The organism is Pseudomonas sp. Irchel 3A7 (assembly GCF_900187565.1).
Classification (GTDB): Bacteria; Pseudomonadota; Gammaproteobacteria; order Pseudomonadales; family Pseudomonadaceae; genus Aquipseudomonas.
In genome coordinates, this window is the sequence record NZ_FYED01000009.1 from 219590 (window position 1) to 242446 (window position 22857).

General features: G+C 56.5%; 20 protein-coding genes and 4 pseudogenes. 8 read left to right on the forward strand and 16 right to left on the reverse strand.

Annotated features, from left to right (window positions below):
• Position 1: 1 nt before the first annotated feature.
• Together CKW21_RS16865 and CKW21_RS16870 are read left to right on the forward strand one after the other, a co-directional pair.
• Positions 2-487 carry a nitrate reductase cytochrome c-type subunit gene (locus tag CKW21_RS16865; RefSeq protein WP_095195087.1) on the forward strand — a complete coding sequence of 162 codons (486 nt, stop codon included), beginning with the start codon at positions 2-4 and terminating at the stop codon, positions 485-487.
• A 9-nt stretch (positions 488-496) separates the two neighbouring features.
• Positions 497-1093 (forward strand): cytochrome c3 family protein, encoded by a 597-nt coding sequence (locus CKW21_RS16870; protein ID WP_095195088.1) that lies wholly within the window; start codon positions 497-499, stop codon positions 1091-1093.
• A 1-nt stretch (position 1094) separates the two neighbouring features.
• On the opposite strand, the gene CKW21_RS16875 is transcribed toward CKW21_RS16870, so the two are convergent.
• Positions 1095-1766: an ATPase gene (locus tag CKW21_RS16875; protein WP_095195089.1), complete on the reverse strand. Its 672-nt coding sequence runs from the start codon at positions 1764-1766 to the stop codon at positions 1095-1097.
• Between the two features lie 302 nt (positions 1767-2068).
• Between CKW21_RS16875 and CKW21_RS16880 the strand changes: the two genes are divergently transcribed.
• Together CKW21_RS16880 and CKW21_RS16885 are read left to right on the forward strand one after the other, a co-directional pair.
• Positions 2069-2317: a hypothetical protein gene (locus CKW21_RS16880; RefSeq protein WP_095195090.1), complete on the forward strand. Its 249-nt coding sequence runs from the start codon at positions 2069-2071 to the stop codon at positions 2315-2317.
• Positions 2318-2519: 202 nt separating this feature from the next.
• The gene (locus CKW21_RS16885; protein ID WP_095195091.1) at positions 2520-3257 is read left to right on the forward strand and encodes a hypothetical protein; all 738 of its coding nucleotides are present in this window, start codon (positions 2520-2522) and stop codon (positions 3255-3257) included.
• Positions 3258-3291: 34 nt separating this feature from the next.
• Here CKW21_RS16885 and CKW21_RS16890 read toward each other — a convergent pair whose 3' ends face one another.
• Positions 3292-3915 carry a hypothetical protein gene (locus CKW21_RS16890; protein WP_256590253.1) on the reverse strand — a complete coding sequence of 208 codons (624 nt, stop codon included), beginning with the start codon at positions 3913-3915 and terminating at the stop codon, positions 3292-3294.
• The gene (locus tag CKW21_RS16895) at positions 3875-4147 is read right to left on the reverse strand and encodes a fructose-bisphosphate aldolase (RefSeq protein ID WP_095195092.1); all 273 of its coding nucleotides are present in this window, start codon (positions 4145-4147) and stop codon (positions 3875-3877) included. The genes CKW21_RS16890 and CKW21_RS16895 overlap by 41 nt, the downstream gene beginning before the upstream one ends.
• A gap of 647 nt (positions 4148-4794) precedes the next feature.
• Between CKW21_RS16895 and CKW21_RS16900 the strand changes: the two are divergent.
• Positions 4795-4977, forward strand: a pseudogene (locus tag CKW21_RS16900) (hypothetical protein); the annotation flags it as partial.
• A gap of 309 nt (positions 4978-5286) precedes the next feature.
• Here CKW21_RS16900 and prfC read toward each other — a convergent pair.
• Positions 5287-5792: pseudogene (prfC, locus tag CKW21_RS16905) on the reverse strand (peptide chain release factor 3); the annotation flags it as partial.
• Between the two features lie 200 nt (positions 5793-5992).
• Between prfC and proS the strand changes: the two are divergent.
• On the forward strand, positions 5993-7483 hold the full coding sequence (gene proS / locus CKW21_RS16910) for a proline--tRNA ligase (protein ID WP_095195093.1): 1491 nt from the start codon (positions 5993-5995) through the stop codon (positions 7481-7483).
• Here the strand turns inward: proS and CKW21_RS16915 are convergent.
• The 12 genes and pseudogenes from CKW21_RS16915 to CKW21_RS16970 all read right to left on the reverse strand — a co-directional run bounded on the left by CKW21_RS16915 (position 7475) and on the right by CKW21_RS16970 (position 20287).
• Positions 7475-8722 (reverse strand): MFS transporter, encoded by a 1248-nt coding sequence (locus CKW21_RS16915; RefSeq protein WP_170948681.1) that lies wholly within the window; start codon positions 8720-8722, stop codon positions 7475-7477. The two genes, proS and CKW21_RS16915, sit on opposite strands and share 9 nt — an antisense overlap.
• Positions 8709-10217 (reverse strand): AMP-binding protein, encoded by a 1509-nt coding sequence (locus tag CKW21_RS16920; RefSeq protein ID WP_095195095.1) that lies wholly within the window; start codon positions 10215-10217, stop codon positions 8709-8711. Before CKW21_RS16920 ends, CKW21_RS16915 begins: the two co-directional genes overlap by 14 nt.
• 3 nt (positions 10218-10220) lie before the next feature.
• Positions 10221-11429 (reverse strand): crotonyl-CoA carboxylase/reductase, encoded by a 1209-nt coding sequence (gene ccrA / locus CKW21_RS16925; RefSeq protein WP_218274048.1) that lies wholly within the window; start codon positions 11427-11429, stop codon positions 10221-10223.
• Between the two features lie 491 nt (positions 11430-11920).
• A pseudogene (locus CKW21_RS31840) lies at positions 11921-12042 on the reverse strand (maturase); the annotation flags it as partial.
• A gap of 436 nt (positions 12043-12478) precedes the next feature.
• A pseudogene (locus tag CKW21_RS31845) lies at positions 12479-12726 on the reverse strand (hypothetical protein); the annotation flags it as partial.
• A gap of 312 nt (positions 12727-13038) precedes the next feature.
• Positions 13039-13599, reverse strand: coding sequence for a nucleotidyltransferase family protein (locus CKW21_RS16940; RefSeq protein ID WP_095195096.1), 561 nt, complete (start codon positions 13597-13599; stop codon positions 13039-13041).
• A gap of 155 nt (positions 13600-13754) precedes the next feature.
• Entirely contained in the window at positions 13755-14300 is a 546-nt protein-coding gene (locus tag CKW21_RS31850; RefSeq protein ID WP_256590255.1) for a hypothetical protein, read from the reverse strand.
• Positions 14301-14384: 84 nt separating this feature from the next.
• Positions 14385-14837, reverse strand: coding sequence for an anti-virulence regulator CigR family protein (locus CKW21_RS16950; RefSeq protein WP_095195097.1), 453 nt, complete (start codon positions 14835-14837; stop codon positions 14385-14387).
• A 160-nt stretch (positions 14838-14997) separates the two neighbouring features.
• Complete coding sequence (locus CKW21_RS16955) at positions 14998-15546, reverse strand: cupin domain-containing protein (RefSeq protein ID WP_028623608.1); 549 nt, start codon at positions 15544-15546, stop codon at positions 14998-15000.
• Positions 15547-15911: 365 nt separating this feature from the next.
• Positions 15912-17189, reverse strand: coding sequence for an FAD-binding oxidoreductase (locus CKW21_RS16960; RefSeq protein ID WP_095195098.1), 1278 nt, complete (start codon positions 17187-17189; stop codon positions 15912-15914).
• A 53-nt stretch (positions 17190-17242) separates the two neighbouring features.
• A complete protein-coding gene (locus CKW21_RS16965) occupies positions 17243-18733 on the reverse strand; it encodes an aldehyde dehydrogenase (RefSeq protein ID WP_095195099.1) in 1491 nt (496 codons plus the stop codon).
• A gap of 177 nt (positions 18734-18910) precedes the next feature.
• Positions 18911-20287 carry a glutamine synthetase family protein gene (locus CKW21_RS16970; protein WP_095195100.1) on the reverse strand — a complete coding sequence of 459 codons (1377 nt, stop codon included), beginning with the start codon at positions 20285-20287 and terminating at the stop codon, positions 18911-18913.
• Between the two features lie 280 nt (positions 20288-20567).
• On the opposite strand from CKW21_RS16970, the gene CKW21_RS16975 reads away from it, so the two are divergent.
• On the forward strand, positions 20568-21329 hold the full coding sequence (locus tag CKW21_RS16975; protein ID WP_095195101.1) for a gamma-glutamyl-gamma-aminobutyrate hydrolase family protein: 762 nt from the start codon (positions 20568-20570) through the stop codon (positions 21327-21329).
• Between the two features lie 363 nt (positions 21330-21692).
• Positions 21693-22835: a polyamine ABC transporter ATP-binding protein gene (gene potA / locus CKW21_RS16980; RefSeq protein WP_095195102.1), complete on the forward strand. Its 1143-nt coding sequence runs from the start codon at positions 21693-21695 to the stop codon at positions 22833-22835.
• The last annotated feature ends 22 nt before the right edge of the window (positions 22836-22857 follow it).

Here is a 22857-nt window from a genome sequence, read left to right on the forward strand (position 1 = left end):
CATGACTTTTCGAATCCTGCCGTTGGTTTTGCTCGCCTTGATGACTGCGGCCATAGCCGCCGAGGTTAATTACCCGTTGGATGCGCCGGGTCCGGATGGACGGCGGCCCGGTGGCACCCTGACCCAGAGCATGCCCGCCCCGCCGATTGCCAACGATGAAAACAAGGACCTCAAGCGCGAACGCAATTACCCCGACCAGCCGCCGACCATCCCCCACAGTATTCGCGGTTATCAGATCGACATGAACGGCAACAAGTGCCTGTCCTGTCACAGCCGGGCCAACAGCGCGCGTACCCAGGCGACGATGATCAGCATCACCCACTACATGGACCGCGACGGTCAGGCGCTGGCGGCCGTTTCACCGCGTCGCTACTTCTGCAACCAGTGCCACGTACCGCAAAAAGAGGTGCTGCCGCTGGTGGGCAACAGCTTCGAGACCATCGACAAAATCCTGCAAGACGATGCCAACGCCGCGCAAAAACCTTGAGGAGGCGCCATGAAAGCACTGTTCGCCCTGCTTAAGGACTACTGGGGCATCCTCTGTCGGCCGAGCGTTTACTTCAGCCTGGGGTTTCTGACACTGGGCGGCTTTATCGCCGGGATCATTTTCTGGGGCGGTTTCAACACCGCGCTGGAATTGACCAATACCGAAAAGTTCTGCGTGTCCTGCCATGAAATGCGCGACAACGTGTTCGTCGAGTTGCAGGACACCATCCACTACACCAACCGTTCTGGTGTGCGCGCCAGTTGCCCGGACTGCCACGTCCCCCATGAGTGGACCCACAAGATCGCACGCAAGATGCAGGCGTCGAAGGAAGTCTGGGGCAAGCTGTTCGGCACCATCGACACCCGCGACAAATTCCTCAACCTGCGCCGTGAACTGGCCGAACATGAATGGGCCAGGCTCAAGGCCAACGATTCGCGCGAATGCCGCAACTGCCACAACTTCGAATTCATGGACTTCACCCGCCAGAGCAAGCGCGCCGCGACCATGCACTCGACGTCACTGGCCAAGGGTGAAGCGACTTGCATCGACTGCCATAAAGGCATAGCGCACAAACTGCCGGACATGAGCGGGGTGAAAGGCTGGTAGGTCACTGGTTGCTTGCGACATGACCCGCGCTGCCAGCCGTCACCAGCGCCTTCAACGACGTATCGAACTGCTGCAGCGCCTTCACTTGCAACTCGGTCTGCTGGTTGATCTGCGCGGCAATCTGCGGCGCGGCTTTGCCATGCACCCACACCGACGGCATTTGCTGTGCCCGCGAGCCTTCGGCCTGGCCGATGTATTGCAGGTTGGCGTCGTAGAACTTGGCCATGAACCGCGCCTCGACCTGGTCGTTGCGCTTGGACACCAGGCGGCTGTAGGTGTCGAGCATCACCACCACATCCGGATGGGCCTGCACCGCCGCATCGAGGCTGTCATAGACCGTCACCGAAGCGAATTCTTTCTGCAACGATCCCATCAACCAATTGATCGCCCGCTGCGGATCGGAGCTGTCGACGAACGCCTGGCTGATCCGCGAATCAAGCTCGGGATTTTTCGCCCCTTTGACCGCCACTGCGTGATAGCTCTCGAGGTATTGCTGCGTTTTGAGCGTGTTTTCGCTGTAAAGCACCGCCACCGTTTTCGCCTGCTGCAAATTGGCGCTGCTGTCGGCGATCGGCAGGAAATGGCAGGACGGATCAGCCGCCACGGCCGGTACGGTGGCGGCAAGGCTGCCGGTCAGCACGGCGACGACGGCCAACAGAGTCGAAATTCTCATCGCGCAGGTTCCTTCAAGGGCGAGATTGCAATGACCCTATCCTCCTCTGATGACAGAAAAACAGAACTTGCGTTTTTTAATGATGGGTATCGATGGAATGAATGATGGCTATGACGCTTTTCCCCTTTGAACCGAACCGCGCTTGATACGTCGCTGTTTCCCGCTTGTTACCTCAACGCCGATGTTGTCACTTCTGCACCGCCGGGCCGGTCAATACAGTAGGGCCTTCGGCGGGTTTTCAGGGCCATGGGGCTGTCGGCCCCGCCCTGCGCCGATCCCCCCATCACGGAAGAGGTGAAATCATGAGTTTCGTCAAAGTGGAAAAAAACCAGAGCAGTGCCCCGTCGGAAACCGACATGAAAAAAGCCATGATCGAGTCGGGTGGCCAGCCGGGCGAGGTGACCGGGAACAATGCCGCCCGCACCCTGACCTACACCGGCACGGTCAATCACACGGTGTATGAGAACAAGCTGATCGACATTGCCAAGGGCAAGCGCACCAGCTGGAACTTCGTCTGGGCCGACGCATCGGCCAAAAGTTCGGCCGCCTGAAGACCACAGTGGGGCGGTCGAACCGCCCCGCTGTTTCACCCTGCAAGGCCCCGCGTTGATACAACCCCGTTACCCGCCTGTAACGCCAAGACACTTAGCCACCCTGCCCCCTGCGCCTAGAGTGAAGCCCTCAATGGACCGCCGGGGCTGACTGCCCGCCACCCATTGATTGCCCAACACACCACCAAGGAAGAGGGAAACCATGAGCAAATCAATTGCTGTCAGCCAACAGAGCCAGCAGCTTCACAATGATGTGCAAGAAGCCGTCAAGTCGATCATGGGTGCTACGCAACTGAAAACGTCGGACTATGCCAAGGTGTTGACGTCGACCCTGGCGGCCACGCAAAAAGTCGTCACGATCGAGATCGCCTCAGCGGACCTGACCCTGCTGAAACAGAACAAATACAAGTTGTGCTTTGCCAAGAAAGTGGGGACCGAAGACTACAACGTGGTCTGGCAGTCCTATGACGCCTACCTGAGCAACAACCAGTTCAGCTGGACGCCCCAGTATCAACTGTTCGCCTCCAATGTTTTCAAGGACAATGTGCAAGTCAACGTTTCGACCAACATCGTCAACATTGGCCTGGGACAAACCTCGATACTCGACAGCGCCGGCCTGCTGGGCCCGGCAACCACGGGCGGCCCTTCCGACTCGTTCACCTTCGTGAACAACTACGCGCCCATTCACCCGGGGGTCAATCAATTGTCCACGGGCATTGACGGCAATCAGGTCAGCACGCCCATCTACGTTGCCATTAACCAAGTGGTCACGGGCAATACCGTTCTGACCCCCGTCGAGACCATCCTCGTGTGGTTCGAACAGAACGTGCAGACCAGCACCATGTTCAGTACCTCACGCTCCAAGTCGATCGAAATCGATCTGACTTTCGCTAACGATGCCGCCCGTCTTTACGAAGGCGGTGAATGGAAAACCATATAACCGTCACGCCGGGGCAACCTCGCGGTTGCCCCTCCTATTCGTCAGGCGCCCCTCGGGCAAAATACCCCGCCAGCGACAGACATATCGACTCCGCCAGATCCTCCTGGGTCGCAATGCCATACGGCTGATTACGATCAAATTGCGCCGACCAGCGAATCCTGCCCTGCGCCACATCCACCAGCCGCAACGACGCCCGCACCCGGGCCGGTTCCACCCGCACGCTGCCTTCCAGACAATAGCTGTAACGCCCGCCACGCTTGGGGTCCGTTGCCTGCACGCTGCTGCGCGCCACCCGCATCAACACATGATTGCTCCCGGTCTGCGCCTGCTCGAACGACTCGAACAACCGACAGCTCAACTCCTCGCACAATCCCCGGGTGAAGTCATCGCCATCGCGGGTGATGCAGGTAAACGGCTGAATCTGCAGCACAGGGTGGCGAGCGCCAATCCCCTTGGGCCGCAGCCGCTGATACACCAGACGATAACAGCCAGGCGGAATGCTCAAGCGCACCGGGTCTTGCTGGCCATGGGTGGCGTAATGCGCGGCGAGCTTGCGCCGCAACCTTCCAACTTGCACCCGCACCACGGGGTCATCACCGGTGCAATACACCGCCGGATCACGCCGAAACACCGCGATGCCGATGGCGTGCTCGGTCATCCTGCAGCAGGATTCGGCTGATGTTTGTCACGGTGTTGACGTCGTTTTCGGCGTAGTCGGGGAGGCTGGTGCAGGCCATGAGGTTGAGGTACTGGAGGACGGCGTTCAGGCGTTCGCTGACGCAGTTGTGCAGTTCGCGGATGGGGGCCTGGTTGTCGATGAGGAGGACGGGGTAGTCGGTGGCGATTTGTTTCATGGGGATGAAGCGGCGGGGCGATTGATTCGTAGTCATAAGTAAAACTTCCTCGTATCTGTAAGAAGAGCTACTCCCGGTCGCTGCGAATCGAATGGGGTGGTAGCTATGTGCGGGTTCGCAGACCGAGGATACGAGGAACCCGGCAGACCAAAAGGTCTCCCACACACAGCCACCATAAAACGGTGCACGGGCACTTATGCGCCTGCCGCAGGTTTTGTGGGGTGCAAGGTTACTACACGTATCTGGTGGGCTGCGAAACCCAATCGCTAATTGATCAGCGACGCGCCAACTCTAGGCATCGATTCCGGCTGCCGCAACCGACCTGTAGGACGCCAAACACCCATTGTGGCGAGGGGATTTATCCCCGTTCGGCGGCGCAGCCGCCGTAAAACCGGGCACTCGGATTTGTCTTAGGAAGTGGGCTAGCAGGGTTTGGGGCCGCTTCGCGACCCAACGGGGATGAATCCCCTCGCCACAACAGGACATGTCCTACGAATTTTGCAGACCTCCAGATGGAACGTTCGTCGGATGTCAGGTTGCTATCAGTGCAATTGCCTCCCGATCTCATCACGGGTGCTACGCTTGGTCGTTGCAGCGCCCGAGCCCGTTCCCGGCTCAGGTTGCAAGGGTATCCACGGAAGTACGACATCTATTCCTGTCGGCGACCTGCACGGAGGCAGGCGATGGTGATCAATCGGATGGTCGATTCGAGTGCGGCGCAGGTTCCCGAGCCCCTCGATCGTGAAGAGAGGGAGCGGCTGCTGGCGTCGTTGCTGGCCAGTCCGTTGTTTGCCAAGTCCAGGCGGATGGGCAGTCTGCTGCGTTTTCTGGTCGAGCACGATCTGCAATCTTCGAGTACGCCTCTGTGCGCGACATTTTTAGCGTGATTGAGCAGCGAGGGTTTGAGAAAGCTGACACGCTGTGACCTGATGCGAGAATCTAGTAGGAGGCGGTTTCACAACCGCCGTCCTCTCACACCACCGTACATAGCGACACCCCGCATCTGGCTAACAATTCCCCTTGCTGGGTGTGTGTAGAGGACTTTTACCTCCAAGTCACCAGCGAGGCCACCACAGCCAATCTGGTTGCGCTTGTGAGCAACGCGCCATGCCTGGCACACCAATAAAAAGCCCCGGTGCGTGCGCGACTGGATTTTTTGCTTTGCAGCTCAGCGCTTAGTGTTGCTCACGCGTCGCGCGTAATTTGATATCCGGCCAGCGCTCTTCCATCAACGCTAGGTTAACGGCGTCGGGGCGAGGTAGGTTAAGTGACCGCCGCCATTCAGTGCCAGGTTTTCCACGGCTTTGTTGGAGAACTCCTCGAGCTTCTTCTCGTCGCTGCATTCGATCCAACGCGCGTAGTACGCGGTGATCAGCTCGTAGGAGCACTCGACCTTGTATTGCTCTTTAAGGCGGCTGGCGACCACATCGAACTGCAGCACACCAACGGCGCCGAGGATGATGTCATTGCTGCGCTCCGGGAAGAGAACCTGCGTCGCGCTATCTTCGGCCAATTGGTGCAGACACCGGCTCAGCTGCTTGGATTTCAGCGGATCCTTCAAGCGTACGCGACGGAATAGTTCCGAAGCGAAGTGCGGGATCCCGGTCAAGCCCAGGGTTTCGCCTTCACTGAGGGTGTCGCCGATCTGGATGGTGCCGTGGTTGCGCAAACCGATGATGTCGTCAAGCAACGTTTACTGTATTCAAATGTCGCAAAGAAAATGAAAGAGCCTTACAAAAAAAATGGATCTGTCTGAAAGAATTTTCTGAAAGATCAAACAAAAAGATATGAACCCTTGAAATTTCACACCTCAAAAAATATACATATACCCACGAAATACCAATCTCAAATCACACGCTGTCTTTGAAAAACCGGGGCATTATGAAAAACGCTATATCACCCACAAGAAGTGAAAACTTTTCCGAATGGTATCAACAAGTCATCAGCCAGTCTGAACTAGCGGAAAACTCTCCCGTTAGAGGTTGCATGGTCATTCGTCCTTGGGGCTATGGCATATGGGAGCAGATTCAACGAGAGCTGGATCAAAAATTCAAAAATACAGGCCATGTGAACGCATATTTCCCACTTTTGATCCCATTATCCTTTCTCCAAAAAGAAGCAGAACATGTCGATGGTTTTGCCAAGGAGTGCGCAGTCGTAACCCATCACCGCCTGGAACAGACAGCAAATGGAAAACTCACTCCTGCTGGCGAACTGGAAGAGCCTTTGATCATCAGGCCTACCAGCGAAACGGTGATCGGTGCATCCTTTTCAAGATGGGTTCAGAGTTATCGGGATCTGCCGCTACTCATCAACCAGTGGGCCAACGTCCTGCGCTGGGAAATGCGCCCTAGGATCTTCCTGCGAACCTCAGAATTCCTGTGGCAGGAAGGCCACACTGTTCACAGTTCCAGTGAAGAGGCCTTGGACGAGACGCTTAAAATGCTGGATATCTATGAGCGGTTTACTGTCGAGAACTTGGCCATACCAGTAATCAAGGGCGAAAAGTGCTCTTGGGAGCGTTTTCCGGGCGCCGTCAGCACCTACACCATCGAGGCGATGATGCAGGATGGCAAGGCCTTGCAAGCGGGCACCTCACATTTTCTGGGGCAAAATTTTGCGCAGGCATCCGACATCCGCTTTGTTAACAAGGAGGGGGTAAAAGAGCTGGCCTGGACCACTTCATGGGGCGTTTCCACGCGTTTGATTGGTGCCATGATCATGGCCCATGGCGATGACGACGGACTGGTGATTCCACCGTTGGTTGCACCGACGCAGGTCATCATTGTTCCGATCATACGTAGTGAACAGGATGCCGAAGCCATCCATGCCTACTGCGACAAGTTGCAAAAGCGGATCTCCCAAAAAAAACTGAAGGGGCAAAACCTGCGTGCCAGCGTTGATAAGCGGGACATGAATGGCGGCGAAAAAAAGTGGTATCACATCAAGCGCGGTGTACCTGTTCGGGTCGAAGTCGGGATAAAAGAGCTGGAACAGAACATGATTTCTTATTCCTGCAGAGACAACAGTAAGAACACGTTAGAAGTAGAGATGAATAGCTTTGTTAAAGACCTGCCAAAAACCTTGCAGACTATTCAGACAGGCATACTTGAAAGTGCCAGAAAAAAACTGTCGGACAACACCAAAACAATTACTACACTCGACAATTTTATAAAGGCCTTCCAACGCAAGGACAAACTCAATATATTCGTTCTCGCCCCCTTCATTGATGACGAGAAAGTTGAAAAATCCATCAGCGAATTGGGTGTAACAGTTCGATGCATTCCACTCGCTCAACCCAAGGTTGCAGCCACCTGCTTATTTACAGGTCAGCCCACCAAATCCTGGGCACTGTATGCGAAGTCATATTGATCTTTGATCACCAACAGCCCCGTTTGCCAGGGGCTTTTTTGTTACCGGTTGGATTAGCTTTCCCCCTTCTACATAGAAAATCACCCCCCCCACCATCAGCAACACCAACAAGTACAACAAAAAATACAGCGGATTGAAGCCGGCGAGAATGAAACCACACACCACCGGCGTCGACGCCGCGCCCAGGTAAGTTAGGTTCTGCGAACTGTAGTAAGCCCCTGCCATGTGCGCCGGTGCTATCCGGGTGATGTAGAAAAACTCAAGTGGTTGAATGATAATTTCCCCCACAGTAAAAATGGCGGTGAAGAAGACCCAAGCGTAAAGGCTGCTGGAGAACGCAAACCCTATCAACCCGATCACGAACGCCACAATGCAACCACAGATCCAATATCTGAAGCGTTCAGCTGCCACCCTTCGACCGATCAGGTATTGCAACAGGATCGAGGTCAGCGCATTGGTGACAAACACCACATTGATGATCTCGTACATTTGCGCGGTGGAATGGGTCGTGATCAGGTATTGGCCCACGTACATGTGAAACTGCCCGAACACACCAGCCAACAATACGCTGGCCACCGAGAACTTCAGCAGGTTGCGATCCTTGGCCATGATTGCCAGCGGACCGAACCACCCTTCGCCTTCGACGTTTTGCCGATCGACCACCCTCGGCATTGCAAACGGACTGACGATAACCACAGTAAAGACCAGTGCCGAAGCGCTGCAGAATAGCAATGGTGAAACACCTTGGCGATTCAGCCAAAGTCCGATCAGCGGACCCAATGCATACGCGGTATTGGTGAAGGTGTACTTGAGCGACAGCACCGACGCGGTTTCCTGGGGGGCAAACAATCGAGCGATGCACATGCGCACGGCCGTCTCCAGCGACAGGTAGGCCAGATTGAGCAACAGGCACAGGATGAAGACCAGGGCCAATGAGTTGAATATAAACAGGCTCAGGTACACCGCCGACTGGATGACGGATGAGATCAGCATCAAGGACTTAATACTCAGCCTGTCGAGCACCGCGCCGAAGACCAGGCTGGACACTGAGCTCAGGAGAATAAACCCGCCGACAAACAGCCCGATCTGATCCACCGAAAGATCGAAGCGCTCCTTCAGAAAAATCAGAAAGTAAGACAGAAAAGTCGCCCGCGCCAACGTCGGGAAAAACGACAAAGGCACCACCAATGCCGAGCCGCTGAACAGCCGACTCATGCCCATCCGGTTAAATACGTCCATAGACCACGCGCGTTTGATAGTTAAGTGAGACAAAACCATTTTGCTGGTATTGCTGATGCAAAATGTTCAGAGCGTGACGGGCCTTACGATACTCGAGTGTTGCCGCCAAATGCGTATGCAGGCTCTTACTGAGGTCTTGATCGCGTTCCAGAGCCGTGAAGTACAGGACCAGCGTCGTAGTCCGGCCGGACTGTCGGGCCAAGACGAAGCAATCGTCGACCAGTTTGGAATCAGCGACGACGACCTCGATTTCTTTCAACTCGACCCGGTAGCCGCGAACCTTGTACTGCCGGTCACGCCGCCCCTTGTACTCGAACATCGCCTGTTCGTTCAGGACACAGATGTCGCCGGTGTTGTACATCGGCTCGTATGTCTGGGGATGCGTCACAAACTTCTCCGCCGTTTGCGTTGACATGCCGTAGTAACCTAGCGCCAGCGAGCGGCCGGCGATGTAGAGCTGTCCGTTAGTACCCGGTATTACTGGCTGCAATTCGTCATCAAGCAGGTAAGCGGTGCTGCCCTGGATGACCTGACCGATGGGAGGCAGATCTGGCCAGTCTTCCGGCTCGCCACCGAGCCGATGCTCCATCACCACATGCGTTTCGGCCGGACCGTAGTGATTGATTAGTAGGCATTGGGGATGAGCCTTGAACCATTGCCTGACGACAGGGCTGATCTTCAACTGCTCGCCGGCGCAGATCACTTCTCGCAGATCAGCCAATACTTTCGAGTCGTGCAGATTGAACGTGACGAAAGGGATCAGCATTGAGGTCGGCAGAAACAGGCGCGTGACAGCCGCAGAAACCATCTCTCGAGTCAGCTCGTGCAGATCTTTCTTTTGCTCGTCCGTGATGACCAGCAGACGATCTCCATGGCACAACGCGCTGTAGATCTCCTGAAATGAGACATCAAAACCCTGGGCTGCGTACAACAACGTCGTGCCAGCCTGACCCGGCACTTTCACCATCCAATCGATCAGGGTGCTAAATGATCGATACGGCACCATGACCGGTTTAGGCTGTCCCGTAGTCCCGGAAGTAAAAACTATGTAAGCCGGCACTTTATCTAGAAACTCGGGCGTTATCTCGACACTTTCGGTACCTACTGACGGCGCGGCGGGTTCGTCAATACGCAGCGAGCGGGTCCGTTTGTCGAGCATCACCGTCAACTCGACGTTTTCCTGCGCATTCAGCAGACATAACGACAAGTCAATGGAAGTGATAATTTGTTGTAATCGCTCAACCGGGTAACTCCTGTCTAGTGGTACGACTGTTCGCCCCAATAAGTGAATAGCTAATATCGAGACAATGTAATCGATACTTTTCTCCATCAGCACACCGATCATCGAGCCCGAACTTGTCGAAGCGATAACCTTCGCTAAACGTTGCGCCTGACCATATAGCTCGCCGTATGAAAGTTTCGACGATACATCAACAATGGCCGATACTTCGGGGAACGCACGAGCGAGATGGACAAATCTTTGAATAAACATCATCGCTCAACCCTCCGAATGACTACCAATTCGAATGACAAAGTTCCCCAAAAGCTCCTTATTCTCGAACATGATCTGATGGGCTTCCGGTAAATCTTCAAAATCAAAAACTCTAGTTAGACATGGGCTTACCAGCCCCTGGCAAACCAACTTATTGAATAATCTGCATTGAACCAGATTGGCAAAGTGAGAGCCCTGAAATCTTTTTTGTCGCATCCACTGATAGCGAATATCGAATGTGCCCTTGTACCCACTGGTTCCGGCACAAATAACCACCATTCCACCGGGCGCGCACACAAAAGAGGATGTCGGAAATGTATCTTCGCCAGGATGTTCAATGACAATACTGGGGTTTTTTTTATCTCCTACCAATCGCCAGATTTCTTGCTGAAAACGCTTGGCTTCACTCAGCCATTGGGCATATACAACCGGACTCTCTATATCTTCGAGTACGCCCCAATGTTCATATTCCTGACGATTGATCGTGCCTTTGGCACCAATCTGTCGACAGTAATCCGCTTTTTCGTCGCTGCTCACTACGGCAATGGGGATAGCTCCAGCGGCGTTGACCAATTGAATAGCCATCGAGCCCATTCCGCCGCTGCCCCCCCATATAAGGACCACATCGCCCGGTTTAACCGTATGCGGGGTGAAGCCATGCAGCATGCGGTAGGCAGTCGCCCCGCAGAGCATGTATGAAGCAGCCTGCTCCCAGCTCAAGTGCGCGGGCTTGGGCAGAATCGCCTGCCGCTTGACCCGTGTGTACTCCGCGAAAGCTCCAAAGTTGATTTCGTAACCCCAGATTTTTGCCGACTTATCCATGATTTCATCGGCGACTGCATCGCAATCCCACCAACCACAGTGCAGTACCACTTCATCACCGATAGCAATGTCGTGCACATCCTTGCCTACCGCAACGACGATTCCGGAAGCATCGGATCCGGCGATATGAAAGTCATGTTTCTCACCGCGGGACCGTTGAAGATCAATGACATCGACTGGGTATCCTCGTGCAGCCCAAACGCCATTGTGATTGACTCCAGCAGCCATGACCTTGACTAAGCACTCATCGGATTGAAAGCAAGGCACGGGTACCGACTCAAGAGCAAATGCACTCAATGGTTGGCCATACCTTTCAGGCCTAATAATTTGCGCCAACATCATCTCAGGAACATTGAGATTTGTGGATTCAAGCGTCACGACTACCTTATTCATACCTGGAGCACCTTGGAATTTTTATTAATTTAATTAGAAAATCCTTCCGCTGCATATCTATCTAGCAGCTGCCAACAGCAGGCTGATTATTCAAAAAACACGACGAGGCAAACCGGTCGACCAATCAACGATTGATCGCCAACAAACCGAAACTAGTACAATTAAAAAACTGACGCAAAGAAAAAGCTAAATTTCAGATATTACTTACAATCAGTGAATTACCTTTCCCAAATTGACCCAGAAACATCTCAAATTAACGTAATTTTCTTCCTACATTTATTTAAACAACACAAACATCGCCTTATAATTTTCTTGCAAATCCCGAACAAACCAATTCACTTCGAGTAGCGGCATGAAAAATAAGAAACTCAGGAGGAGACTTCTATCAGGCAAACTTCCGGCGACTTAAAACCCAGGGTATCGAGCAAGAGGCGGATTGAACATCCACCACCCTCTCACACCACCGTGCGTACGGTTCCGTATACGGCGGTTCAGGTTACACAACTAAGCCGGTTTATGTATTCAGAATCGAAACCAAACCGAGTCGATCCCAAAGTTTCTTCGGCAGCCCCTGATTCATATGTGACGCTCCCGAGTTGCACCAAGGGCCCTGTTCCATTCGTCGATCACTACGGCTTCGGCTGACTTCTGTATGCTCATCCCGTCGCCTCTCGACGCTCGGTAGCACACTGGCAAGCGCACAGATCTCCCAGGGTAATTCGCGCGACTTTCCTACTTATGCCTGTCAGATATACGTCGCAGCGTTCCGTGCAACTATTGGCCTTCTCACCGCGCTGCACCGCCTCTATCCGCTTCCCGTTCGTCAGGCCAGCATTTTGCCTCGGGCTTCTTTTAGATTCGCAGTCACCCGCGACACCCTTGCCTTTGGCTAACACTTCCCCCCTTGCCGGGTGTTTAGAAGACTTACACCTCCAAGTCACCAGCGAGGCCACCACAGCCAAGCTGGTTGCGCTTGCGCGCAACGCGCCATGCCTGGTGCACCAATAAAAAAACCGCATCACTGCGGCATTTTATCGCTTGGGCGTTGTTCAATACGCCTTTTTGGATCTCGACGTGCCAGCCTTACTTAAACCTTTCGCGTCGTGATCGCCCGGTTTCGAGGCCGATATGGCACGGGCCTTGGTAATGCAACGGGTATCTTTGAAATGGGCGATGCCGGACGTCGTTGTGCCACGCCCGTTATCGTCATTGCGCTCACTGCTGTAGTGATTGCCGCTGATGCCGTGGTTGCGAGTCGCATTGCCGGCATGATCGCTGGCCAATCCTTGCCATGACCACTAATGGTAGAGTTGCCGGCGTGATCCGAGGCGTTATGGCAAAGCAGAAAACGCAGGCGAAGCTTTTCAATTTGGCAATTTCTGTTGGAAAAAAGGCATCTTGAAAGAACTAAAATGGCCACCCAAATGATGCGAAACCCATATCTACCCATCACTACTGCAGTAATAACGATTTAAACCATCGTTGTTATACCAGCAGCAAAACGGTGATAGATCCGTATACGAACCAATATCTGCCTGCAAAGATGACAGATCTATTATTCAAATAGATCTGTCATCTTTTCTTCGAGTTCCAGAAACCATCGGGATGATCATTGAGGAAACACCCTGAGCCAAGGCCAGCGAGCCTGATAACTTTTTGCCTTCTGCTCAAACAGGTCCGGCTGCGGATTTTTCGGGTTGATGCGCAGAATCCCCTGTTCCGTGTCAGCCAGGCCGTGCGGCGCATAGACTTCGCCCGTTTCAACGTCCAGCCCGATACAGGTACCCGCCACCAGGTAACGATCGATCCCGTCTTTAGCTGACTGAAGCTGTGGATAGGGTTTGCCAAAACGTTGGCCGTACCAAAGGTGAACGCGGGCCTGATTCTTGATTTCAATGTTGACATCAAGGTCCTGGAACAGGCGCCGGGCCGAGTGGATGACCTCATTCTCGACCTCCCAGGACAGGTCCGCATCGAAGTAGAAGACGTCGTAGTCCTTGATTCCCCAGTCCGTGGGTCGCTGCGACTGATGATTCCACACAGCCTGGAACAGGCAGCCTGCGGTGAGCATGCATTGATTCAGACCGAGCGCAGGTAAGCGCGAGGTGATTTGAGCATTGACTGGATTGGTCATCGCGATGCTGACCAGTGTTTCGGCTGTCAGTGTCATTTCCATTCCCTGGTGATAAAAAAGACGCCGCCAGTTTAACCCGCCCTACCCGTTGCCTGACCACACCGGAAAACGCTTTCGGCCTCGCACAATGACTTCATTTCGGGCATAAAAAAACCGCATCACTGCGGTTTTTTTCAATTGCCTGCGCTTGCTTAATGGGATTTATTCGAGCCAGCGTTGCTCAACCCTTTCGCATTGTGGTCACCCGGCGTCGAGGCCGAAATGGCCCGGGCTTTGCTGATGCCACGGGTATCTTTGGAATGAGCGATGCCGGAAGTCGTGGTGCCATGCCCATTATCATCGTTGCGCTCACTGCCATAGTGATTGCCGCTGGTGCCATGGTTACGTGTGGCCTTGCCCGCATGGTCGCTGGCCAGTCCTTTGCCGTGACCATTGCTGGTGGACTTGCCGGCGTGATCCGAGCCGCTGCGGCCGCCGCCAACGCCTGCGCCATGGCCACCACCGTTACCGCCACCGTGGCCACCGCCATTGCCTCCGCCGTGACCGCCGCCGCCACCACCACCACCACCACCACCACCACCACCACCACCACCACCACCACCACCACCACCACCACCACCACCTTCTTTGGCGTGTGCGGAACTGATGATGGAAAGGTCAGCAGGCAATAACGGGGCGGCTGCGAGCATCATGGCGCAGGACAGGACAGCGGCGAGACTCTTGTTGTTTAAAAGCATGATTGCTTCCGTAGGGTTGATTTCGCGTGTCGTATGACGCGTTAAAACCCAGACAGTTCAAGTCCCGGCGACGGGCGGAAATGCCTAATCAAAAGCGCCGTTGAGCACTTCATAGATAAGCCCGGTCGCCAGTGCGACCAGAATCAAATCCGTGCCCACTTGCTGCCATTCGTACCCGTCGTAATGCGGCAGTCTGCCGATCAACCGGCCATCGAGCTTTTTCGCAATTCCCGGCGGCAGCGGCTTGCCTCGGGCGAGGTTCTTTTGAATACCGGGAGGCAAGGCAGGACCGGGGCTCCAGTAGTCGCGATAATCGCCGACAATCCCGAGCACGTTTGCGTGATTGATACTGGGACCATTATCCCAATCGCCGCCCCCGGACTTTTTGCCTTTGTTTCCATGGTCCTGGGCATTGTGCGGGTTTCCCTTGGCGTTTCCCTGGCCTTTTCCATTGCCGGGATCAGCCAAAGCGGTTACGGAGCCGCAAACCAACGCAAGGCATGTAACAGCTGCAATCAACGAGCTGGATCTGGACATGAGTCGTTCCTTCATGGCGGGAGGTTTCCTGTGAAATTTAGACGCCATTGATGAGCGTAGTTCAGAGCAAAAAAAATCCGACGCTTGAATGTGCGTCGGATTTTTTGTATCGCAGGGTGAAAGCAGTTTCAACACGCCAGCCAATCAGGCCTCGCCATCCTCAGAAGTTCGCCGGGGTGTTCGCGCTGATGATCTCCGCCTCATCCTGCCCGATATTGCGAAACCGATGCGGCAAGGTCGTCGGAAAGTAATAGCCATCCCCGGCATTGAGCACACTGATCTGCCCATCCACGGTCAACTCAACCGTGCCCCGCGTCACCAGCCCGCACTCCTCGCCTTCGGAGTGCACGATCGGCTCTTCCCCGGAACTGGCACCCGGTGCGTACTGCTCGCGCAGCAGGCGCATCTGCCGGCTCGGGACGGAGGCGCCGATCAGCAGCAAGCGCAGGCCGTGGCGGCCGAGGTCGGGTTGTTCGTTGGCGCGGAAGACGTATTGGTGTTCGCGCGGGGGTTGGTCGAAGGTGAAGAAGTCCGCCAGGGACATGGGGATGCCTTCGAGCAGTTTTTTCAGGGAACTGACCGAGGGGCTGACGCGGTTCTGTTCGATCAGCGAGATGGTGGCATTGGTGACGCCGCTACGGCGGGCCAGCTCGCGCTGGGACAGTTTGTAGCTTTCGCGTACTAATTTGAGTCGTGAGCCCGTATCCATGACAGCCTTATGTGCCAACCCGCAGGAGCGAGTTTGCCCGCGATTTCGATCTGAACTACAGCGTCGGCCGAACCAACGCTATCGCGAGCAAGCTTCGCTCCTACAGTGATAATGGAAGGGTGGAGAGCAGGCGCGGATCACGCCGTTTTCCGGTCCCGGAAACGTGAAAGGCGGCTATTAAATCACGTTTGTTGGTGTTGCTCAGCAGGTTCGATAAACGGCTGAATAAAAAGGCCGCCGGTCCTGATGTTACACAAACTGTGGGAGCGAGCCTGCTCGCGAAAGCGGTGTATCAGGCGACATCAGGGTTGGCTGATATGGCCTTCGCGAGCAGGCTCGCTCCCACAGGGGATCGCGGTGATAGCTTAGATACCGAAACGGTCGCGCAGCGAGTAGTACACGGCGCCCATGGCGGTGAGCGGCGCGGAGAACGTGCGCCCGCCGATCATTGGCATGTGCGGCAGCGAGGCGAAGGCGTCGAAGCGCTCGGCGTCGCCGCGGATCATTTCCGAGATCAGTTTACCGGCCAGGTGCGAACAGGTGACGCCGTGGCCGCTGTAGCCCTGCATGTAATAGGCGTTTTTCTCGATACGGCCGAATTGCGGCATGCGCGACATGGTCAGCAGGAAGTTGCCGGTCCAGCGGTAGTCGATCTTCACGTCCTTCAGTTGCGGGAAGGTCTTGAGGATTTTCGGGCGGATCAACTGCTCGATATCGTCCGGTTCGCGGGCGCCGTAGACCACGCCGCCACCGTAGAGCAAGCGGTTGTCGGCGGTCAGGCGGAAGTAGTCGAGCAGGTAGTTGCAGTCTTCGACGCAATAGTTGTTGGTGATCAGGCTCTTGGCCTGTTTTTCCGACAACGGCTCGGTGACGACGATCTGCGATCCGCAAGGCATGCTCTTGCTGGTCACACGATTGTCCAGGCCCTGCGGCAGGTAGGCGTTACCGGCGATCAACAGGTACTTGGCCCGTACCACGCCCTTGGCGGTGCGCACGGTGATCGGTTCGCCGTAGGTGATTTCCACCGCCGCCGATTGTTCGAAAATCTTGCCACCCAGGCCGATGATCGCCGAGGCTTCGCCGAGGGCCAGGTTCAGCGGGTGAATGTGCCCGCCCTGCATGTCCAGCAGGCCGCCGACATAGTTGTCGCAACCCACTTCGCGCTTGATATCCGACTCACTGAGCAGGGTCAGGTTCTTGTTGCCGTAGCGCTCCCAGCTCTTCTTCTGCTCGGCCAGGCCCTTGAACTGTTTCTTGTTCAGCGCGGCAAAGATGCCGCCCGGACGGTAGTCGCACTGGATGTCATAGTGCTGTATGCGCTGACGGATGATGTCGGCGCCTTCGAAAATCATGCTGCCGAGCACTTCAGCGGTCTTGTCGCCATAGCGCTCTTCGATGACATCGACGTCGCGGCTGTAGGAGTTGACCAGTTGACCGCCGTTGCGACCGCTGGCGCCGAAGCCGACTTTTGCCGCTTCGAGTACGGTGACGCTGTAGCCCGCCTCGGCGAGGAACAGCGCCGAGGACAGGCCGGTGTAGCCGGCGCCGATCACACAGACGTCGCATTCCACCCGCTCTTCAAGTACCGGAAAGTCACCGGTGAAGTTGCGGGTGGCGGCGTAGTAGCTGTTTACATGTTTCATAAGATTCTCCGATGGCCGCCGGCACAACCGGCGGCCGCCGCTTTTATTGTTATTTAGAGCTTGATCCAGGTCGCTTTGAGTTCGGTGTACTTGTCGAACGCATGCAGCGATTTGTCCCGGCCATTGCCTGACTGCTTGAACCCGCCGAACGGCGCGGTCATGTCGCCGCCGTCGTACTGGTTGACCCAGACGCTGCCGGCGCGCAAGCCACGGGCGAAGGTGTGGGCCTTGCTCAGGTTGCTGGTCCACACGCCTGCCGCCAGACCGAAGATGCTGTCGTTGGCGATCGCCAGGGCTTCTTCAGCCGTGTCGAAGGTAATCAGCGACAGTACCGGGCCGAAGATTTCTTCACGGGCAATGGTCATGGCGTTGGTCACGCCGTCGAAAATCGCTGGCTCGACGTACAGGCCACCGGTGTCCTCCAGGGTGCGTTGACCACCGGCAATCAGCTCGGCGCCCTGCTCTTTGCCGATGTCGATGTAACGCAGCACGTTGTCCAGCTGTCGCTGATCGACGACCGCGCCAACGGTGGTCGCTGGATCAAGCGCATGCCCCGGTTTCCACGCTTGCAGGGCTTCCACCAGCAGCGGGATGAACTGGTCACGGATCGAACGCTCCACCAGCAGACGCGAGCCGGCGGTGCAGACTTCGCCCTGGTTGAAGGCGATACCGCTGGCCGCGGCCTGGGCCGCCACGCGCAGGTCCGGCGCGTCGGCGAACACCACGTGCGGGCTCTTGCCACCGGCTTCCAGCCAGACGCGTTTCATGTTGCTTTGTCCGGCGTAGATCATCAGTTGCTTGGCAATCGCCGTCGAGCCGGTGAACGCCAGCACGTCGACATCCATGTGCAGCGCCAGGGCCTTGCCGACGGTATGACCGTAGCCTGGCAACACGTTGAACACGCCCTTTGGAATACCGGCATCCAAAGCCAGCTGCGCGATGCGGATCGCAGTCAGTGGCGATTTTTCCGAAGGCTTGAGGATGAACGAGTTACCCGCCGCCAGTGCCGGAGCGAATTTCCAGCTGGCCATGATCAGCGGGAAGTTCCACGGCACGATGGCCGCGACCACGCCGGCCGGCTCACGGGTGACCAGACCCAGCTGATCACGGGGTGTGGCAGCGACTTCGTCGTAAATCTTGTCGATGGCTTCGGCGGTCCAGCGGATCGCGTTGGCGGTCGCCGGGATGTCGACGTTCATCGAGTCGCTGATGGGTTTACCCATGTCCAGGGTTTCCAGCAGCGCCAGTTCTTCCCGGTTAGCCAGGATCAGATCGGCGAAGCGGATCAGGATGCGTTTGCGTTCGACCGGGGCGAGGTTGGCCCAGATGCCGGACTCGAAGGTACGGCGTGCAACGGCGACCGCCGCGTTGGCATCGGCTTCGTCGGTGCTGGCGACGTTCGCCAGGAAACGGCCGTCCACGGGGCTGATGCATTCGAACGTGGCACCGCTGGCGGCCGGGCAGTATTGACCGTCGATGAAGGCACGGCTTTCGATGTTGAGGGACTGGAAGCGTTGCTCCCAGTCGCTGCGAGTGATTGTCATGGTTGTGACTCGACGCAGGGGAATAAGTGGTCGCATTCCCATAGGGTTTTTGTGTCGGGCACCGAACTGTGGGAGCGAGCCTGCTCGCGAAGGCGGAGTGTCAGGCAACATCAATGTTGAATGTGCCGCCCTCTTCGCGAGCAGGCTCGCTCCCACAATTGATCGGTGTTGTTCGTCCTAAACGGTGTGCAAGTACCAGTTGTACTCAAGGTCCGAGATGGAGTTTTCGAACTCGGCCAGTTCGCTTTCCTTGCACGCCACGAACACGTCGATGTACATCGGGTCGATGTACTTGGCCATGACTTCGCTGTCGTCCAGCTCGCGCAGTGCGTCACGCAGGTTGTTCGGCAGGCTTTGTTCGTTCTGCTCGTAGCTGTTGCCTTCCACCGGCGCGCCGGGTTCGATCTGGTTGGTCAGGCCGTGGTGCACACCGGCCAGGACCGAGGCCATCAGCAGGTATGGGTTGGCGTCGGCGCCGGCTACACGGTGCTCGATGCGCACGGCGTCCTTTGAGCCGGTCGGTACACGTACCGCCACGGTACGGTTGTCGATGCCCCAGCTCGGCGAGTTCGGCACGTAGAACTGTGCGCCGAAACGGCGGTAGGAGTTGACGTTCGGGCAGAGGAACGCCATCTGCGCCGGCAGGGTCTCGAGCACACCGCCGATCGCGTGTCGCAGCGCGGCGTTCTGCTCGGGATCCTCGCTGGCAAAGATGTTGTTGCCTTCCTTGTCGAGAATCGAAATGTGCACGTGCAGACCGTTGCCCGCCTGGCCTGGATACGGCTTGGCCATGAAGGTGGTGTCCATCTCGTGGTCGTAGGCGATGTTCTTCACCAGACGCTTGAGCAGCACCGCGTAGTCGCAGGCCTTTATAGGATCGGCCACGTGGTGCAGGTTGACTTCGAACTGCGCCGGAGCGCTTTCCTTGACGATGGCGTCAGCCGGGATGCCCTGCTCTTTCGCGCCTTCGAGGATGTCTTGCAGGCAGTCGACGTATTCGTCGAGGTCGTCGATCAGGTAGACCTGGGTGGACATCGGACGCTTGCCCGACACCGGCGAACGTGGCGATTGCGGACGACCGTTCACGTTGTCCTGGTCGATCAGGTAGAACTCCAGTTCGAACGCGGCGCAGATGGTCAGGCCCAGGTCGTCGAATTTGCGCACGACATTGGCCAGCACTTCGCGCGGATCGGCGAAGAACGGCTCACCTTCCAGTTCGTGCATGGTCATCAGCAGTTGTGCGGTCGGGCGCTTCTGCCAGGGCTCGATGCTCAGGGTGCCGGGGATCGGGTAGCAGATCCGGTCGGAGTCGCCGATGTCCAGGCCCAGGCCGGTGCTTTCCACCGTGGAGCCGTTGATGTCCAGCGCAAACAGAGACGCCGGCAGGTTGATGCCTTTCTCGTAAACCTTATGGAGACTGGTGCGTTCGATGCGCTTGCCGCGCACCACACCGTTCATATCCGCAATCAGAAGGTCGACGTACAAAACCTCAGGATATTTCTTAAGGAATGCGTTTGCTTCGTTGAGTTGAACGGTACGCAGAGGGACCGACATGATGCACCTATTAGCTGTTAATTATTATGTTCACCGCCCTTTCACGCAGCCAGTCAATCCGAAAGGCAAAGTGAAGTCAATAGCGAACACTCAGCCTTTCAGCGTTTATTTTCGGGCCTCTCAGGAGGACGAGAGTGCCAAATCAGTCGCCAGACACCCGTAAATCCTGAAGATCGGATGTGCGGCGTTTAGAATTTTTTACATGAGAGTTGTTAATTAAAATCAACAAGGCTAAGCTCCGGAAAAGCTCGTTCAAGTGTGAAACTTCGAGGTGATAAAAATGGCATTCAAGCCATTGATCGGCGTTACTGCGTGCGTCAAACAGATTGGCCTGCACCCCTACCATGTCAGCGGCGACAAGTATTTGCGTGCTGTCAGCGTTGCGGCGCTGGGGCTGCCCGTCGTCATTCCTTCCCTGGCTGAACTGACCGAAATCGATGACCTGCTGCCGCAGCTCGACGGTCTATTGCTGACCGGCTCGCCATCGAACGTGGAACCCTTCCACTATCAAGGCCCCGACAGCGCCCCCGGCACTGAACACGATCCCCAGCGGGATCGCACCACCCTTCCCCTGATTCGCGCGGCCATTGCCGCCGGCGTGCCGGTACTCGGCATCTGTCGTGGCTTTCAGGAGATGAACGTGGCGTTCGGTGGCAGCCTGCATCAGAAAGTCCATGAACTGCCCGGTTTCCTCGATCACCGCGAAGCCAACCATCCGGACCTGGCGGTGCAATACGCACCGGCCCATGCGGTCACGGTGCAACCGGGTGGTGTGTTCGAAGCCCTGGATCTGCCCCCGGTGTTCCAGGTCAATTCGATTCACAGCCAGGGCATCGACCGACTCGCCCCGGGCTTGCGCGCCGAGGCCATCGCGCCCGATGGCTTGATCGAGGCGGTGTCGGTGCAGAACAGCAAGGCCTTTGCCCTCGGCGTGCAATGGCACCCGGAATGGCAGGTGCTGGACAACCCGCCCTACCTGAGCATTTTCCAGGCGTTCGGCCAAGCGTGCCGGCAACGGGCGGCGCTGCGTCACTCGCGCTGACGTAAAACCCGAAAAACAATTTTCTGCCCCCGCGGGACAGGCGGGCGTGCCTTTGCGCGTCCGTCGCTCGCGATAACAACACACTGCAATAACAACAAGTACCGCAGCCAGGAAGGCGGCACCGGATAAACCCGAGTGGTTTGGGTAAGGGAGTCAAACGCAATCCCCCTGTGGGAGCGAGCCTGCTCGCGAATGCAATGTGTCATGCGACATCAATGTTGACTGATCCACCGCTTTCGCGAGCAGGCTCGCTCCCACAGGGGATCGCCGCTGGACTCACAGGCACCGTAAGACTCGGGTTTGCAATCAACTATTAAGTCAGGCCGCGTTGGCCCGACGACTGAAACCTGTTGGGAGTTTCACATGGCAAACGCCTCCAGCATCTACAGGAAGGCCCTTGAAGGTCACCAGGCACCGAAAAAGGTGTTGGTGAAAGTCGATCGCGTCACCAAGAAATTCGACGAAACCACCGCTGTGGACGATGTGTCCCTGGAAATCCATCAAGGCGAAATCTTTGCCCTGCTCGGTGGTTCCGGTTCAGGCAAATCGACGCTGCTGCGCATGCTCGCCGGCTTCGAGCGCCCGACCGAAGGCCGGATTTTGCTCGATGGCGTCGACATCACCGACATGCCGCCGTACGAACGGCCGATCAACATGATGTTCCAGTCCTATGCTCTGTTCCCGCACATGACCGTGGCGCAGAACATCGCCTTCGGCCTCAAGCAGGACAAGCTGCCCGCCGCTGAAATCGACGCCCGCGTACAAGAGATGCTGCGCCTGGTGCACATGACCCAGTACGCCAAGCGCAAACCCCATCAGTTGTCCGGCGGCCAGCGCCAGCGCGTGGCCCTGGCCCGCTCCCTGGCCAAGCGGCCGAAGTTGCTGCTGCTCGATGAACCCATGGGTGCGCTGGATAAAAAGCTGCGCTCGCAGATGCAGCTGGAACTGGTGGAGATCATCGAGCGCGTCGGCGTGACCTGCGTGATGGTGACCCACGATCAGGAAGAGGCCATGACCATGGCCCAGCGCATCGCGATCATGCACCTGGGCTGGATCGCCCAGATCGGCAGCCCGGTCGACATTTACGAAGCACCGGTCAGCCGCATGGTCTGCGAGTTCATCGGTAACGTGAACGCCTTCGACGGCACCGTTGTCGAGGATCTGGAAGGTCACGCGATCATTCACAGCCCGGATCTGGAACAGAAAATCTACGTCGGCCACGGCGTCAGCACCTCGGTGCAGGACAAGTCGATCACCTACGCCATCCGCCCGGAAAAACTGCTGGTCAGCACCACCAAACCGGACACCCGTTACAACTGGTCCAGCGGCAAGGTGCATGACATCGCCTACCTCGGCGGCCACTCGGTGTTCTACGTCGAACTGCCTGGCGGCAAGGTCGTGCAGTCGTTCATGGCCAACGCCGAACGCCGTGGGGCGCGTCCGACCTGGGACGATCAGGTCTACGTGTGGTGGGAAGACGACAGCGGCGTGGTACTGCGCGCATGAGAACCTTCAATCAGCAATTCCT

Coding starts and splice junctions, on each gene's coding strand:
- CKW21_RS16895 (WP_095195092.1), bottom strand. CDS start 4,147: ATGACTACGAATCAATCGCCCCGCCGCTTCATCCCCATGAAACAAATC.
- proS (WP_095195093.1), top strand. CDS start 5,993: ATGAAAAACGCTATATCACCCACAAGAAGTGAAAACTTTTCCGAATGG.
- CKW21_RS16885 (WP_095195091.1), top strand. CDS start 2,520: ATGAGCAAATCAATTGCTGTCAGCCAACAGAGCCAGCAGCTTCACAAT.
- CKW21_RS16865 (WP_095195087.1), top strand. CDS start 2: ATGACTTTTCGAATCCTGCCGTTGGTTTTGCTCGCCTTGATGACTGCG.
- potA (WP_095195102.1), top strand. CDS start 21,693: ATGGCAAACGCCTCCAGCATCTACAGGAAGGCCCTTGAAGGTCACCAG.
- CKW21_RS16970 (WP_095195100.1), bottom strand. CDS start 20,287: ATGTCGGTCCCTCTGCGTACCGTTCAACTCAACGAAGCAAACGCATTC.
- CKW21_RS16960 (WP_095195098.1), bottom strand. CDS start 17,189: ATGAAACATGTAAACAGCTACTACGCCGCCACCCGCAACTTCACCGGT.
- CKW21_RS16870 (WP_095195088.1), top strand. CDS start 497: ATGAAAGCACTGTTCGCCCTGCTTAAGGACTACTGGGGCATCCTCTGT.
- CKW21_RS16880 (WP_095195090.1), top strand. CDS start 2,069: ATGAGTTTCGTCAAAGTGGAAAAAAACCAGAGCAGTGCCCCGTCGGAA.
- ccrA (WP_218274048.1), bottom strand. CDS start 11,429: ATGAATAAGGTAGTCGTGACGCTTGAATCCACAAATCTCAATGTTCCT.
- CKW21_RS16955 (WP_028623608.1), bottom strand. CDS start 15,546: ATGGATACGGGCTCACGACTCAAATTAGTACGCGAAAGCTACAAACTG.
- CKW21_RS16920 (WP_095195095.1), bottom strand. CDS start 10,217: ATGATGTTTATTCAAAGATTTGTCCATCTCGCTCGTGCGTTCCCCGAA.
- CKW21_RS16950 (WP_095195097.1), bottom strand. CDS start 14,837: ATGTCCAGATCCAGCTCGTTGATTGCAGCTGTTACATGCCTTGCGTTG.
- CKW21_RS16875 (WP_095195089.1), bottom strand. CDS start 1,766: ATGAGAATTTCGACTCTGTTGGCCGTCGTCGCCGTGCTGACCGGCAGC.
- CKW21_RS16975 (WP_095195101.1), top strand. CDS start 20,568: ATGGCATTCAAGCCATTGATCGGCGTTACTGCGTGCGTCAAACAGATT.
- CKW21_RS16940 (WP_095195096.1), bottom strand. CDS start 13,599: ATGACACTGACAGCCGAAACACTGGTCAGCATCGCGATGACCAATCCA.
- CKW21_RS16915 (WP_170948681.1), bottom strand. CDS start 8,722: ATGGACGTATTTAACCGGATGGGCATGAGTCGGCTGTTCAGCGGCTCG.
- CKW21_RS16965 (WP_095195099.1), bottom strand. CDS start 18,733: ATGACAATCACTCGCAGCGACTGGGAGCAACGCTTCCAGTCCCTCAAC.
- CKW21_RS31850 (WP_256590255.1), bottom strand. CDS start 14,300: ATGCTTTTAAACAACAAGAGTCTCGCCGCTGTCCTGTCCTGCGCCATG.
- CKW21_RS16890 (WP_256590253.1), bottom strand. CDS start 3,915: ATGACCGAGCACGCCATCGGCATCGCGGTGTTTCGGCGTGATCCGGCG.